Annotated in this window: 14 protein-coding genes; all 14 read right to left on the bottom strand. The window is 47.1% G+C overall.

Translation table 11 applies throughout. The features are described 5' to 3' along the window. Positions 1 to 281 precede the first annotated feature (281 nt). A complete protein-coding gene (locus tag BMW94_RS00755) occupies positions 282 to 878 on the bottom strand; it encodes a dipicolinate synthase subunit B (RefSeq protein ID WP_090993543.1) in 597 nt (198 codons plus the stop codon). Further along, positions 875 to 1,774 (bottom strand): dipicolinate synthase subunit DpsA, encoded by a 900-nt coding sequence (gene dpsA / locus BMW94_RS00750; RefSeq protein ID WP_090993541.1) that lies wholly within the window; start codon positions 1,772 to 1,774, stop codon positions 875 to 877. Before dpsA ends, BMW94_RS00755 begins: the two co-directional genes overlap by 4 nt. Before the next feature lie 225 nt (positions 1,775 to 1,999). Then, complete coding sequence (gene dut, locus BMW94_RS00745; RefSeq protein WP_170867769.1) at positions 2,000 to 2,446, bottom strand: dUTP diphosphatase; 447 nt, start codon at positions 2,444 to 2,446, stop codon at positions 2,000 to 2,002. Then, on the bottom strand, positions 2,406 to 3,689 hold the full coding sequence (locus tag BMW94_RS00740) for a M16 family metallopeptidase (RefSeq protein ID WP_090993539.1): 1,284 nt from the start codon (positions 3,687 to 3,689) through the stop codon (positions 2,406 to 2,408). The genes dut and BMW94_RS00740 overlap by 41 nt, the downstream gene beginning before the upstream one ends. Positions 3,690 to 3,787: 98 nt before the next feature. After that, entirely contained in the window at positions 3,788 to 4,783 is a 996-nt protein-coding gene (locus tag BMW94_RS00735; RefSeq protein WP_254790062.1) for a polysaccharide deacetylase family protein, read from the bottom strand. Positions 4,784 to 5,009: 226 nt separating this feature from the next. Further along, the gene (gene pnp / locus BMW94_RS00730) at positions 5,010 to 7,112 is read right to left on the bottom strand and encodes a polyribonucleotide nucleotidyltransferase (protein ID WP_090993538.1); all 2,103 of its coding nucleotides are present in this window, start codon (positions 7,110 to 7,112) and stop codon (positions 5,010 to 5,012) included. Positions 7,113 to 7,364: 252 nt separating this feature from the next. Then, positions 7,365 to 7,634 (bottom strand): 30S ribosomal protein S15, encoded by a 270-nt coding sequence (gene rpsO, locus BMW94_RS00725; RefSeq protein ID WP_024630262.1) that lies wholly within the window; start codon positions 7,632 to 7,634, stop codon positions 7,365 to 7,367. 159 nt (positions 7,635 to 7,793) lie between these two features. Beyond that, positions 7,794 to 8,720 carry a bifunctional riboflavin kinase/FAD synthetase gene (locus BMW94_RS00720; protein WP_254790084.1) on the bottom strand — a complete coding sequence of 309 codons (927 nt, stop codon included), beginning with the start codon at positions 8,718 to 8,720 and terminating at the stop codon, positions 7,794 to 7,796. Between the two features lie 78 nt (positions 8,721 to 8,798). Further along, on the bottom strand, positions 8,799 to 9,722 hold the full coding sequence (gene truB / locus BMW94_RS00715) for a tRNA pseudouridine(55) synthase TruB (protein ID WP_090993537.1): 924 nt from the start codon (positions 9,720 to 9,722) through the stop codon (positions 8,799 to 8,801). Beyond that, on the bottom strand, positions 9,716 to 10,693 hold the full coding sequence (locus BMW94_RS00710) for a DHH family phosphoesterase (protein WP_090993535.1): 978 nt from the start codon (positions 10,691 to 10,693) through the stop codon (positions 9,716 to 9,718). The genes truB and BMW94_RS00710 overlap by 7 nt, the downstream gene beginning before the upstream one ends. Positions 10,694 to 10,712: 19 nt before the next feature. Continuing rightward, on the bottom strand, positions 10,713 to 11,072 hold the full coding sequence (gene rbfA / locus BMW94_RS00705) for a 30S ribosome-binding factor RbfA (RefSeq protein ID WP_062326091.1): 360 nt from the start codon (positions 11,070 to 11,072) through the stop codon (positions 10,713 to 10,715). A 25-nt stretch (positions 11,073 to 11,097) separates the two neighbouring features. Beyond that, positions 11,098 to 13,680, bottom strand: a complete 2,583-nt coding sequence (infB, locus tag BMW94_RS00700; protein WP_079694672.1) for a translation initiation factor IF-2 — start codon at positions 13,678 to 13,680, stop codon at positions 11,098 to 11,100. After that, entirely contained in the window at positions 13,673 to 14,002 is a 330-nt protein-coding gene (locus tag BMW94_RS00695) for a YlxQ family RNA-binding protein (protein ID WP_029880929.1), read from the bottom strand. Before BMW94_RS00695 ends, infB begins: the two co-directional genes overlap by 8 nt. After that, positions 13,992 to 14,300: an RNase P modulator RnpM gene (locus BMW94_RS00690; RefSeq protein ID WP_053783828.1), complete on the bottom strand. Its 309-nt coding sequence runs from the start codon at positions 14,298 to 14,300 to the stop codon at positions 13,992 to 13,994. The genes BMW94_RS00695 and BMW94_RS00690 overlap by 11 nt, the downstream gene beginning before the upstream one ends. Positions 14,301 to 14,319: the final 19 nt, after the last annotated feature.

The raw sequence follows: 14,319 nt of genomic DNA, 5'->3' as shown, positions 1-14,319 counted from the left end.
TCCCGAATAAAGGCCGCGGTTGTTATCGAGATCATGACGCACACGTTTCCCGTGCACTGATCCCGCTTGCCTGACCTAATCATTGCAAGCAGGAATTCCTTTTTAATAAAAGGAACGTGGACACAGGTAGCTGTGTTTATGCCAGCATAACGTCCCCCATGATTTTCTTTGTCTCTCGAACCATCTTCATTTCTTCAAGCGTATAACCGTTATCCCCCGTAACTAAGTCTGTGCAGAACCCTGTCTGAAACAAACTGATGTTACGGCGGACCCAAAAACTATCAAGCCTGTGCAGTACGCTGCACAATCATTGGCTGTAACTGTTTGCCTTCAAGCGCGCTCCAGCATGCCTCCGGAATCAGCTCCATTTTGGCCACTAACGAGTTCGGTTTTTTCACCGGATCATCCTGCCCAAATGGCACGAAATACAAATATTTGGCCACCAGCAGTTTGGCGATGTTCGCAGCATTCAACCCAAGCCCGTCATTGGTTGAAATAGCGAGTACCAACGGACGCTGATTTCTCATCTGGGCTTTGGCTGCCATTAAAACCGGACTGTCCGTCATCGCGTTAGCGAGCTTACTCGTCGTGTTGCCTGTGCATGGAGCAATGACGAGCACATCGAGCAGCTTGGAAGGACCTAACGGCTCTGCCTCAACAATTGTAGAAATGATATCATTCCCCGTTATATCTTTCAACTGTTTTTGCCAATTTTGCGCGGTCCCGAAGCGTGTATCCGTAGTCAGAACCGAATTGGAAATAATCGGGACAACATTGGCACCTTCGGCCACAAAGCGGCTAATCACCGGCATAACCTCTTCAAACGTACAATGAGAACCTGTAATTGCGTAACCTACCGTTTTTCCCTGCCAGTTCATTGTTCAACCTCCCGTGCGTTTTGTTCTTCCAAAAGCAAACGGATTAACACGTCGGCAATAATGCCGCCAGCCGTTTTGGGAGCAACAATGCCGGGGAGGCCAGGCGCAAGCAGCGCTTTGATACCGCGTTTTTCGGCATACCTGAAATCACAGCCGCCAGGAGCGGATGCGAGGTCGATAATCACTGCTTTTTGCGGCATTTTGGACAGGATTTGTGCTGTGATTATCATAGTCGGTATCGTATTAAAAAGCAAGTCAACTTCCCCGGTTTGAGCGGCCAAATCCGTTGTCATGAAAGGCTTCCAGCCCATTATGGCTGCTCGTGCAGCATCCTCTTCACGCCTAATTCCCACCCGTACATTTGCCCCAAGTCCCTGAAGCGTTTTGGCCATTGTGAACCCTGTTCGACCCAAGCCAAGCACAATGCATTCCGAGCCGTGGATTGTGAAGTCCGTCTCCCGAATCGCCATAGCGATGGCGCCTTCGGCTGTCGGAATAGAGTTGTAAAGCGCGATATCATCACGATCGAGTACTTCAACAAGCCGCAGGCCATTTTCACGGCACAACTCACGTAAAAAAGGCTTCGCCATACCCGTGAACACAATACAATGCTCCGGCAATGCCGCAACATGTTCTTTTTTCAAAAAAAGCGGTGTATCACTGAACGAAGTGCTCACTTTCCCTTCATCGTCACATCCAACTACAGGAAGCACCAGCACATCTGCCGAAGCAAATACATCGTCCTCCATTTCCTGTTGTTCGATACCCGGAATGGAACGCTCCAGCTTGTCGAAGCCCACCACACTTATCGTAGCATCCAGCTCTGCGCATTTTTGAATGACTTCAAGCTGCCGCGCATCTCCGCCCAGGACTATAATCCGGACACCGGTCAGCATCGGGACGTCACTCCTTTCACCACATGTATGCCTTATCGTATGCAGTGGCCCACAGGGGGGTGAAACAATAAAATTGAAGTGTTCAAAGAAACATCGGCTCTAACGTTTAAAAAAAGAAAAAAGAGCCGCCCCTCGGGGACGACTCTTCGAGACATGCTCAGTAAATTAAACGGTGATGCTCTTAATATAGAAGATGCTCCTATTTACAGCTTAGTTTCGGAGCCTTTATTTTCCGGTATGACCGAATCCGCCTTCTCCACGTACAGTTTCCGACAGTTCAGCTACCTCTGTTAATTCAACAGCAGGAACGGTTTGAAAGACGATTTGGGCGATACGTTCCCCACGTACAATGGTGAATGGCTCCTGACCCAGATTAATCAAAAGGACCTTAACTTCACCGCGATAATCGGCATCAATGGTGCCCGGTGTGTTCAGACAAGTAATTCCGTGTTTGAAAGCCAGCCCGCTGCGAGGGCGAACCTGTGCCTCCAATCCAGCTGGCATCGCCATCGCGAGTCCCGTAGGAATCAACGTGCGCTGTCCCGGCTGCAATACAACCTCTTCCTGCAATGCCGCAACTACATCAAAGCCGGAAGCCAGCTCTGACATTTTTTGAGGCAACTTGATATCTTCATTGCCCGGTAACTTTTGAATTTGAACGTAATGCAACAAAATCATCCCTTCTTAATCCAGCGATCGTACGATCCGAAGCACCGACCATAGCGAGCGCAAATGGCTCAGCAAACATCAGGTCCAGTACTGCATCGACATCTTCCATCGTTACTTCTTCAATTTTGGCAATCATTTCGTCCAGCGTGTGATGTCTGCCCAGCATCAGCTCGTTTTTGCCCAGACGGTTCATACGACTGCCCGTGCTTTCCAAACTGAGGATCAGACTGCCTTTCAGCTGTTCTTTTCCTTTGCGCAGCTCATCTTCAGACAATCCATTTACAGCCAGATCGTGCAAGACCTCTTTGGTCAGATCCAGAACTTCCTTCGTCTGTTTTGGCGCTGTACCTGCATAGATGGTGAAGAGTCCACTATCCGCATGGGAACTATGATACGAATAAACGGAATAAGCCAAACCACGTTTCTCCCGAATTTCCTGGAACAGTCTGGAGCTCATACCTCCGCCGATCGCATTATTCAGCACGACCATGGCGAATTGAAGCGGATCGCCAATCTTACATCCCGGGAACGAGATACAGATATGATTTTGTTCCGTTTTCTTTTTGTGAAAGAGCTGTCCGCTCTGGAATGCAGGCAGCGTGACCTGTTCAGCTACACCGTTGACATCAAAAGCACCAAAATGCTTTTCCATCAAATCGATCACACTGTCATCAATGTTACCTGCAATACTAATAACGGTATTCTCAATCGTGTAGTGCTCCTTCATATATACACGCAGATGGCTGGAGTCCATCGCCTTGAGACGCTCCTCGGTACCCAAAATCGGATAAGCGAGCGGATGCTCACCATAGGCGGCCAAGGCCATAAGATCATGGACCATGTCATCCGGTGTATCCTCATACATCGATATTTCTTCCAAAATGACGTTTTTCTCCTTGAGCAGTTCACCATCATCCATTTTAGAGCGGAAAAACATATCGGACAACACATCGACAGCTATTGGCAGATGTTCATCCAATACTTTGGCGTAATAACAAGTGTATTCTTTCGAAGTGAACGCATTCACGTTACCACCAATGGCATCGAACTGCTCCGCAATTGCCTTGGCATCATAACGATCCGTCCCCTTGAACAGCATGTGCTCAATAAAATGGGATACTCCGTTGTTTGCAGGCTGCTCATTGCGAGAACCTGTCTTGACCCATATTCCAAATGACACGGAACGACAGGTCGGAATCTGTTCCATGACAACTCTGAGGCCATTGCCCAGCTGAATTTTTTTCACGGTTGGCCCTCCTACATCTCTATAATTGCCTAGATTTCAACGTGAAATTGAAATCGACATTTGGTTCCAACTGTTTGATAGTAACAAAAAAACATCATTCACTCAACCGCTGAGCTCTTCACCCGCTCAGATGATAATGTTTCGCTAACGGTTCCAAGCGTCAAACCCTTGGCCCGTATGGAATCAATCATTCCTTTTAAAGCCCCTGAAGAAGCAGCAGTGGGGTGCATCAGAATTAATGTGCCGGCTTCCACCTTTTTAGCGATCTTGGCTACAACAGAATCTGAACTTGGTTTGCGCCAATCCACCGTATCCAGTGTCCAAAGTACCGTTTGAAGTCCCATGCCGGAAGCAATATCGACCGTTTGTTGATTAAAATCACCGGAAGGTGGAGCAAACCAATGGTTTTCCACACCTAACTTTTCTTTGAGCAGATCCTGGGTTTTACTGATTTCCAGCTTCGCCCGTTCCGTACTCAACCGACTCATATTCGGATGTGAATATGCATGATTCGATAACTCATGTCCACGCTTTTGGATTTCTTTGGCCAGTTCCTCATTTTTGCTCAACCAGCTTCCATCCAGAAAAAAAGTAGCTTTGACTTTTTCGGCATCAAGCGTATCTAGCATCGGGATAATGAATTCATTGCCCCATGCAACATTAATCATGAAAGACACCATTGGTTTTTCTGCATTTCCCCGGTAAATCGGGTGTGCACCCAAATCTTTAAGCTGAATCTCAGGTACAGTCTGCCGATAGACATACGCTATCTTGGTATTCAGCGTGCCACCAAGTGCTTTGCGATACGTGGCTTCCACATCAATCTCTAGTCCGTTATACCCGGGTATTGCTTTCCAGACCCGATCCACTCTAGCATTTACCGGAGCGATTTTCGTTTCGGCCGCTTTATCCCGGATCGCCGACAACAGCTGCTCTTCTCCGGTTGCCTCTTTGAACATATCAAATGCATTTTGCGTGCCTGGTCCATCACGGATTTCCGTAATGTATGTACGTACACTGCCCACTTGTCCGACCAGTATGACAGCTGCCATACCTACCAGAACAGCCGCCAGCTTTTTGGATTGGTTTCCCACAGCTCCATCCTCCCGCCGTCTTTGTCCCCATCATATGAGGACAAGGGCAAGAATATGAATAAAACAAGCTGTTCATGTAAAGTATCTTCAAAGCTGGATACAAAGGCTTTATGGATAGACAAGCTAGCGACTTCATAACGATATTTAGACGTTAAAAAAAGAGCCAGAAATTCACATTCTGTCTCTTCATTCAATCGATCTTTTCAAAAAAACGGTGGCACGTAGCCTATGATTGAGCCGGAGCTTCGGCAGTCAATACGGCTTTGCGGGACAAGTTGATACGGCCTTGAGGGTCAATTTCCGTTACTTTTACCGTAATGGAATCACCAATGGCAACAACATCTTCCACTTTAGCGACACGCTCTGTGGACAATTGTGAAATGTGTACCAAACCTTCTTTGTTCGGCAGCACTTCAACGAATGCACCAAACTTCTCAACACGTTTCACTTTACCTACATAGATCTCGCCGACCAGAACTTCACGCACGATGCCTTCAATAATCGATTTGGCTTTATCGTTCATTTCTTGATTGGAAGAAGCGATAAAGACACGTCCATCCTGTTCAATATCAATTTTAACACCGGTTTCCTCGATGATTTTATTGATAATTTTACCACCTGCACCGATAACATCACGGATTTTATCCGGATTGATGTGCATGGTTGTAATTTTAGGGGCATATTGTGACAACTGCTCACGTGGAGTTTTCATCACTTCGGTCATTTTGCTCAAGATGTGCATACGACCTTCTTTGGCTTGAGCCAATGCTTCGGACAAAATTTGACGATCAATACCATCAATTTTGATATCCATTTGAATAGCTGTTACACCATCAGGTGTTCCTGCTACTTTGAAGTCCATGTCACCGAGGTGATCTTCCATACCTTGAATATCGCTCAGGATGGATACATGATCTCCGTCTTTAATCAGACCCATAGCTACACCCGCTACTGGAGCTTTGATTGGTACACCTGCATCCATCATAGCCAATGTGCTGGCACAAATACTTGCCTGGGAAGTTGAACCGTTGGATTCCAGTACTTCAGATACCAGACGAATCGTGTATGGGAAGTCTGTTTCGGAAGGAATTACTTTGGAAAGAGCACGCTCACCCAGAGCACCATGTCCGATTTCGCGACGGCCTGGAGCACGCAATGGACGAGCTTCACCTACGCTGAACGGAGGGAAGTTGTAGTGATGCATGAAACGTTTTGTTTCCTCAAGACTGATTCCGTCCAAAATCTGAACATCACCCAGTGCACCAAGTGTACAAATGCTGAGCGCCTGTGTTTGACCACGAGTGAACAGACCTGAACCGTGAGTACGTGGCAGCAGGGAAGTATCACATTCAATTGGACGGATCTCAGCGAGTCCACGTCCATCCGGACGAACTTTATCATGTGTGATAAGACGGCGCACTTCTTCTTTGACGATATCGTGCAGCACTTCTTTCACATCTTTGAGCAGTTCAGGAGTCTCAATATACTTCTCTTCGAAGTGAGCAACGGTTTCGTCATTCACGAGATCGATTGCATCCTGACGCGCATGTTTTTCAGCAATTTTAACAGCTTCAACCAGACGAGCACTGGCGAACTCACGTACACTGCTGTTAACTTCAGCATTAACGGCATGCAATTTCACAGCCATTTTTTCTTTACCAGCCACTTGTACGAGTTGTTCGATGACTGCAACAATGTTCTTGATCTCGTCATGTCCGAACATGATCGCTTCCAGCATGACTTCTTCCGGAACTTCGTTCGCTTCCGCTTCAACCATCATGATGGCATCTTTGGTTCCTGCAACAACGAGTTCAATCTCACTTACCTCAAGCTGTGCAATCGTTGGGTTGATGATGAACTCACCATTGATACGTCCAACTTTTACACCACCAATCGGTCCGCTAAATGGAACATCCGAAATGCTCAGTGCCGCCGATGTACCGATCATAGCAGCAATTTGCGGCTCGCAGTCCTGATCCACACTCATAACGATATTCAGAACTTGTACATCATTCCGGAAACCTTCCGGGAACAAAGGACGAATCGGACGGTCTGTCAAACGGCTCGAAAGAATTGCTTTCTCACTTGGTCTGCCTTCACGTTTAATAAATCCACCTGGGATTTTACCCACGGCATACAATCTTTCTTCATAGTTTACCGTTAATGGGAAAAAGTCCAGATCTTTAGGCTCACTTGATGCTGTCACGGTACACAATACAACAGTATCCCCGTACGTTACCTTAACGGCAGCATTAGCCTGCTTGGCCAAACGCCCTGTTTCAAGCGTAAGCTTTCTTCCACCAAGCTGCATTTCAACACGCTGTTCCATGAAATCCCTCCTTTTATTCGTTCCTAACACAATGGATTCTGCATTTTCACAGTATTTCCTGCTTGTTCTGCATTGATTAACTCCACAGCAACTTGCTCACTTGCAAAACAAAAGCTCCTTGCGGAGCCATCAGCTACAAATATATGGCAACATGTTCATCTACAAAACAACCCGGCTGTAAGCTCCGCTTGTCCTTTTAGACAAAGGAATGACGGATAACAGCCAGGTTGATTTAGAAAACATGTACGATAATTAACGACGCAATCCGAGTTTTTCGATCAGTGCGCTGTAACGTTTAACATCTTTGTTTTTCACGTAAGCCAAAAGCTTACGACGTTGACCTACCATTTTCAAAAGTCCACGACGTGAGTGGTGGTCTTTCTTGTGCGTACGCAAGTGGTCTGTCAAACTTTTGATGTTTTCCGTAAGGATAGCAACTTGCACCTCAGGTGATCCAGTATCGGACTCGTGAGTTTTGTGCTCGTCGATCAGTTGTTGTTTACGTTCTTGAGTCAATGCCATCCTATTCACCTCCTTCATTATAATCGCCATTAGCCTCGTCACCGCCGGTGAGAGCAAGTAACCAAGCCAAGGTTATGTGTTGTCTCAAACGACAACGTAGTACATTATATCATAGTTGCCCAGACAAAGTAAATGTAAACCTGTATTTTGTCTTGAGCCTTAAGATAACAGGCGGGCGGCGGTTAATGCATCTTCACGAATCTGACTGATCAAGGCATCAATCGAGTCAAATTTTCGCTCTGCACGAATATAGTGAACGAGATCAACCTTTAATTCCTGGTCATATATCTGCCCATCAAAATCAAGCAAGTGCACCTCAAACGTAGGTTTCATCCCGTTTTCGTGAAAGGTAGGTTTCACACCAAGATTCATGACGCCACGCAGTTCCTGCTCCCCATACTGCACACGAACCGCGTAAACGCCTTTCGCTGGCGTAACATAATGATCCGTAAGTTCAAGGTTAGCGGTAGGAAAACCAATGGTACGTCCACGTTTCTCTCCATGAATTACGGTTCCCCTGATGCTGTAGGGTCGTCCCAGCCATTGACTTGCTTCGTCCATTTCTCCACGCTTCAACAGGCCACGAATGAGAGAGCTGCTTACCTTCTCACCATTTAACAGGAATGGAGGTACAGTTTCCACCGTCATTTCGCCTTCTCCCAATGTGCGAAGAAGCTGCTCATCGCCTGCTCCCTTGTGACCGAAGCGGAAGTCAAAACCAACTACCGCTGTTCGAGTCTGAAGCGGAAGCAGCAGATCATGTGCGAATTGCTGCGGCGTCAATCTTGAGAATTCTTCATTGAATTCGACCACGTAGAGCACGTCTACACCCATCCCTGCCAGGATGTCTTCTTTATCTCTCAAGGGAGTTAGATAACCCTCGTAATCCCCTTTGCGCATAACTTCCTTCGGATGAGGATGAAAGGTCATGACCGCTGCCTGCATGCCCGTTTCGCGTGCAATGCGGACAGCTGATAATATGACACTTGCATGTCCGAGATGCAGCCCGTCAAATTGGCCAATCGCGAGCACTTGGGGATGTGTGCCCTGAACAGCCGAATGTAACGTCTGCGGATAGGTTAGCATTACGGTTTTCACAATCATTCACCTGCATTTCACTTGATAGGCCAAGCTTGAGTACCACCACTCAAACCAGGAAACTCTTTATTCCGGTAAAAAGACTTTAACAGCTCTCACCGTTGCTTTCAATTCATCCCGCTCAAATATCCCCAGAAACGTCCCATCCTGATCATATAACCGCAGTAAACCAGGTTGATCTGCAGGCGGTTCGAGCAAACGCGCCGACAATTTCTGGCCCTGAAGTGCTCCCTTGGCCTGATCCGCACCCACCGTATGTGCCGGAATGGAAGAGATGGCCTCATCAACTGGAATCAACACCTCGCCTAACGTTCCATCGATCATGCGCTGTTCCACTTCTTCAAAATGGAGGCAATGATCAGCGGAGATCCCAGCCGATATCGTGCGTTCCAGGTGTAGCATGGTGGACGGATATCCCAATTTTCTGCCGATATCCACGCATAACGTTCGAATATATGTCCCTTTGGAACATAAAGCACGGAACGATATATCCGTAGTGTCGCCTTGATTCTCAATCCCTGTCAATTCCAGCTCATAAATCGTAACTTCACGACTCTTGCGCTCTACCGTTTTTCCTTCACGAGCTAACTCGTAAAGACGTTTTCCATCCACTTTAACCGCAGAATACATAGGCGGGACCTGTGAGATGGTGCCCAGGAATTGCTCCAGCACCTGCTGAACCTGCTCCTGTGTCACCTCAACAGCCGTCTCCGACCGCTCAATGACTTCACCTGTCATATCCTCCGTATCAGTAGACAGACCCAGTCGTAGCGTTGCCAGGTATTCCTTGGGAAGCTCCTGCATGTACTCCACCACACGTGTTGCCCGTCCCAGGCAAAGCGGTAGTACGCCAGTAACTTGCGGGTCCAATGTGCCTGTATGACCAATACGTTTCATTTTGAGTATGCGACGCATTTTGGCCACAACATCATGAGAAGTAAATCCCGCTGGTTTATACACCGGAAGTACACCTTCAAATGGCTTTACCATTGAGCATTCACCTGCTTCAGCACTAATTCGACGATATCTTCCAACTTGCCTTCCACGCGACATCCCGCTGCGAGTACATGTCCGCCTCCACCAAAGTTCTGTGCTAGCGAGGCAACATCAACCTTGCCAGCTGACCGGAGAGATACTTTCACCGCATTGTCATTGATCACTTTAAAAAAGATGCCTACTTCCACACCTTGAATGTTACGCGGGTAATTGACTACCCCTTCAAGATCTTCGTTGGCTGCACCACAAGCGATCATGTCTTCTGGTGTAATTACCACCCAAGCAATCTTACCATCGTCAGTCATTTGCAGACTTGAGAGAGCCTGATTCAATATACGGACTTGGGGTAGCGTAACCTGCTCAAGCAAAATCTGTGCGAGATAAGGTCCATCTACACCATGTTCAAGCAATTTGGAGGCGGTCGTCATCACATTAGGACTCGTATTGGCATAGCGGAATCCACCTGTGTCTGTTAGCAATCCTGTATAGACTGCTGTAGCCACATCTTTATTCCAATTCACTGGGAAAAGGTTGAGGAAATCAAACAGAATTTCAGCCGTTGCTGCAGCGTCTGGCTTAATGATGTTTACTGTGCCATAAGCGTCATTGGTCGGATGATGATCAATATTTAAAATGAGAGCATCTTCTTCGAAATAATGACGAGTCAGGCCTACTCTGGAAAAGTCTGCACAATCCACACAGATTATCGCTTTATATTTCCGCGCCGGTGGTTGTTCGGTCATGTTCACGATCTTGCCAGCTTCCCACAGAAAATTCATGCGTTGTGGAATTTCACCTTCATTAATCATCGTGAATGTCTTGCCCAGACATGACAGCAGCCAGCCCACCGTTACCGTCGAGCTGACTGCGTCACCGTCCGGCTGTACATGCGACACGACCAGGTAATCATCATGCTCCAGCAGAAATTGCTTTCCGTCCTGAAGCGCCTGTTCATAAGTGTGCATTGCCGTCTCCTTTATTCTGTTACTCGGATTCGTTCTTGTCGGTACCGATATCACCAAGCAGCTTCTCAATTCGGCTGCCATATGCAATAGATTCGTCAATCTTGAATATCAACTCGGGAACATGTCGAAAACGGATACGCTTGCCCAGTTCTGAACGCAAAAATCCATTTGCTTTTGCCAGCGCTTTAAGCGAGTTATCCTTTTGTTCCTGTTCACCGAAGACACTCAGATAAACCTTGGCTTGCGACAAGTCGCCTGTTACTTCGACTCCCGTTACGGTAATAAAGCCGATACGAGGATCTTTCAGTTCAGACTGGATGAGCAGACTTAATTCTTTCTTGATCTGCTCGCCCACTCTACCTGTACGAATCTTAGCCATTGTTGTTCACCTCATGCTTCCTTGCTTATCGTTGTACTGTCTCCATAATGAAGGCTTCGATAATGTCGCCTTCTTTGAGATCATTGTATTTATCCAGCGTGATACCACATTCGTAACCTTGGGCTACTTCTTTGGCATCATCTTTGTAACGTTTCAGGGAATCCAGCTTGCCTTCGTAAAGGACGATGCCATCACGAATCAGGCGCGCTTCCGCGGAACGCGTAATTTTACCAGAGGTAACCATACATCCAGCAATAGTGCCGACTTTACTGATGGAGAACGTGCTACGAACTTCAGCATGACCGATTACTTTTTCTTTGTAAATCGGATCAAGCATACCTTTCATTGCTTGTTCAATTTCTTCGATAACGCTGTAGATCACGCGATGCAGACGAACGTCTACTTGCTCTTGATCCGCAGTCGCTTTCGCCTGATTATCAGGACGAACGTTGAAACCAATCACGATGGCATTGGATGCTGCAGCCAAAATGATGTCGGACTCTGTAATTGCACCAGCGCCGCTATGAATGATTTTCACGCGTACACCTTCAACTTCGATCTTCGCAAGGGAACCTTTCAATGCTTCAACCGAACCTTGTACGTCACCTTTGATGATTACGTTCAGATCTTTGATTTCACCATCTTTGATGTGTTGGAACAGATCATCCAATGTCACACGTGTGTTTGTACCCAGATCGGATTCACGTTGTGTAATGGCACGTTTGTCGGCGATAGAACGCGCTTTACGCTCGTCTTCAAACACCATGAACGGATCTCCCGCACCTGGAACTTCAGTCAGACCAGTAATTTCTACAGGTGTTGAAGGTCCAGCTTCTTTTAAACGGCGACCTTTGTCATTCACCATCGCACGTACACGACCGAAGCAGTTACCTGCAACAAAAGCATCTCCGACTTTCAATGTACCGTGCTGTACGAGAATACGGGCAACTGGGCCACGTCCTTTATCCAGCTCGGCTTCGATCACTGTACCACGGGCACGTTTGTCCGGGTTCGCTTTGTACTCGTTCACTTCTGCAACGAGCAGAATCATTTCAAGCAGACCTTCTAGACCAATTCTTTGTTTCGCCGAAACGTTAACAAAGATGGTGTCGCCGCCCCACTCTTCCGGAACGAGTTCATAGTTGGTCAATTCTTGTTTTACTTTATCCGCATCTGCACCCGGCTTGTCAATTTTGTTGACAGCTACGATAATTGGAAGCCCAGCAGCTTTGGCATGGTTGATCGCCTCAACGGTTTGTGGCATAACACCGTCATCTGCAGCTACAACAATAATGGTAATATCCGTAACCTGTGCTCCACGTGCACGCATAGCAGTAAACGCTTCGTGACCTGGTGTATCCAGGAACGTAATTTTTTTGTTGTTAATTTCAACTTGATAAGCACCGATATGCTGCGTGATGCCGCCTGCTTCTCCGCCCGTTACATTCGTTGAACGAATCGCATCAAGCAATGTTGTTTTACCATGGTCAACGTGACCCATAATCGTAACTACCGGTGGACGAGACTGCAAGTCAGCAGGATCATCATTCTCTTCCAGTGTTTCGAAACGGTCATCTTCAAGGACAATTTTCACTTCAACCTCAACACCGAACTCTCCAGCAAGCAGCAGAATTGTTTCGATATCAAGCTCTTGGTTAATCGTTGCCATTACACCCATTGCAATGAGTTTTTTGATAACTTCGGAAGCATCTTTATGGAGCAACTTCGCTGTTTCACCAACAGTCATGTCACCACGTACGATGATTTTCTTAGGTGTGTTATCAATTTTCTCACGTTGTTGGTACTGTTGTTGATTTCTGTTGCGATTGTTCTTGCCGCCACGATTACCGCGGAAGTTGCCGCCACGGTTGTCATCATAACGACGTCCACCGCCACCGCTGTTCGAACGGTTGCCGCTATTGTTGTTGTTGCTGGAATTACCTTGGCCGCCTCTGCGTTGGCCTTGTGCTGAGCTCTGTCCTTGGCCACCGGTACGGTTGCCGCCAGTGCCAGTGTTGCCACCGCTGTTCGGTCCAGCAGTTCTTGTTTGACCGCCACCGGTATTCGATGGACGTTGACCCGTACTTTGCGGACGGGATGCTGTGCTGCTTTGTCCACCTTGAGCTGGTCTTGGACGGTTAGTTGATTGTCCTCCTTGGCTTGAGCCTTGGGAAGAGTTCGTTCTGTTGCGGCTGTCTTGGCCGCTAGGTCTTTGGGAGCCATTGTTATTGTTGGAGTTTGGTCTATTGTTCATACCTACCTGCTTTTCCTGTTGTATTTTTGTTTGTACGGGACTACCGGATGGGTTGCTGCTGTTCGGCGTGTTCACTCCGCCGGCCGGCTTGTTGCTGTCCACTGTTTTGTCACTGCGCACTGACGAAGTAGCAACGGATTTTGCTTCGCTGCTTTGTTTGGAAGCGGCAGTGGATTTTATGTCTTTAAAAAATTGTTCCACCTTACCGACTGAACCATTCTCCATGACACTCATATGATTGTTTACGGGAATATCCAGCTTTTTAAGAATGGTTATAATTTCTTTACTACTCATATTAAGGGACTTCGCATATTCATAAACTCGCAATTTATCCTTGTTTTCCTGTTTACTCAATATACTCCACCTCCGACATTATACCGACTTGCTTGGAGATCATTTTTGCAAACCCTCGATCCGTTACTGCAAGAACAACCCGCGTTTCTTTACCGATACTTGAACCCAGACTATCCCGGTCAAATCCGATCACCAGTGGAACTTTATATGTCCCGCATTTGTCGCGAAATTTCTTTTGTGTATTGGCCGAGGCGTCACCCGCAACAATAACCATTTTAGCTTCGGAAGAACGGATCGCTTTAAGTACAATTTCTTCACCTGTCACAAGTTTGCCTGCACGCATGGAGAGTCCCAGATAAGACAATGTTTTATTATTCATCATGTTCACGCTCCTGTGCTGCTATGAATTCGTCTTCTACCGCAACGAAATCAGCTGCCAATTGCTCATAAATTTCCGGTGAGACTTTGCCCTTTAGCGCCCGATCCAAAGACCGGTTTTTGAGTGCAAGCTTAAAACAGGACTCTTTGCCGCATAAATAAGCACCACGTCCGGACTTTTTGCCAGTCAAATCGATCAGCACTTCATCCTCTGGCGTTTTAACGATACGGATCAGCTGCTTTTTGGGCATCATTTCCTGACACGCCACACATTTGCGCAGCGGCACTTTTTTAGTTTTCATACGTTAGCGCCCCCCGTGC

The sequence above is a fragment of the Paenibacillus sp. OK003 genome, from assembly GCF_900109515.1.
Taxonomy (GTDB): Bacteria; Bacillota; Bacilli; order Paenibacillales; family Paenibacillaceae; genus Paenibacillus; species Paenibacillus marchantiae.
The sequence above is the reverse complement of the archived record's forward strand: the minus strand, read 5'-3'. Positions and strand labels throughout refer to the sequence as shown.

Coding starts and splice junctions, on each gene's coding strand:
- BMW94_RS00755 (WP_090993543.1), bottom strand. CDS start 878: ATGAACTGGCAGGGAAAAACGGTAGGTTACGCAATTACAGGTTCTCAT.
- dpsA (WP_090993541.1), bottom strand. CDS start 1,774: ATGCTGACCGGTGTCCGGATTATAGTCCTGGGCGGAGATGCGCGGCAG.
- pnp (WP_090993538.1), bottom strand. CDS start 7,112: ATGGAACAGCGTGTTGAAATGCAGCTTGGTGGAAGAAAGCTTACGCTT.
- rpsO (WP_024630262.1), bottom strand. CDS start 7,634: ATGGCATTGACTCAAGAACGTAAACAACAACTGATCGACGAGCACAAA.
- BMW94_RS00720 (WP_254790084.1), bottom strand. CDS start 8,720: ATGCTAACCTATCCGCAGACGTTACATTCGGCTGTTCAGGGCACACAT.
- truB (WP_090993537.1), bottom strand. CDS start 9,722: ATGGTAAAGCCATTTGAAGGTGTACTTCCGGTGTATAAACCAGCGGGA.
- BMW94_RS00710 (WP_090993535.1), bottom strand. CDS start 10,693: ATGCACACTTATGAACAGGCGCTTCAGGACGGAAAGCAATTTCTGCTG.
- rbfA (WP_062326091.1), bottom strand. CDS start 11,072: ATGGCTAAGATTCGTACAGGTAGAGTGGGCGAGCAGATCAAGAAAGAA.
- BMW94_RS00695 (WP_029880929.1), bottom strand. CDS start 14,002: ATGATGAATAATAAAACATTGTCTTATCTGGGACTCTCCATGCGTGCA.
- BMW94_RS00690 (WP_053783828.1), bottom strand. CDS start 14,300: ATGAAAACTAAAAAAGTGCCGCTGCGCAAATGTGTGGCGTGTCAGGAA.